Origin of the sequence: Bacteroides sp. HMSC067B03, assembly GCF_001811315.1 — a bacterium.
Taxonomy (GTDB): Bacteria; Bacteroidota; Bacteroidia; order Bacteroidales; family Bacteroidaceae; genus Bacteroides; species Bacteroides faecis.
Genome location: NZ_KV804365.1, coordinates 1 through 318 on the forward strand (window position 1 = coordinate 1; position 318 = coordinate 318).

Consider the following 318-nt stretch of genomic DNA (forward strand, 5'->3'; position numbering starts at 1 on the left):
CATGAAACCCAAAAATGATTTAATCATCTTCAATAGAAAAAAATGCCTAGAATATACCAAATACAAAACAGACAAAGCCGTTTATAAAGGACTTGCAGAACTTGTAAAAGCTGAAATCATAGCCCGAGGACCAGCCGATAATCTTTGGTTTATTAATCCTCTGATAGTATTCAATGGTGACCGAGTGACATTTGCTAAAACATACGTTCGGAAAAAGACTTTAGCTGCCCAAAAGAAAGAAGAAGCAGAGAAACGACAATTATCACTTGGCTTTGATGAACAGTAACACTCCATTGAGTGAAGCTGCCGTTTGGTCGC

The 318-nt window shown here is 37.7% G+C and carries 1 pseudogene; it reads left to right on the forward strand.

The features are described from left to right. Positions 1–286 (forward strand): annotated as a pseudogene (locus HMPREF2794_RS13740) (RepA protein); the annotation flags it as partial. Positions 287–318: the final 32 nt, after the last annotated feature.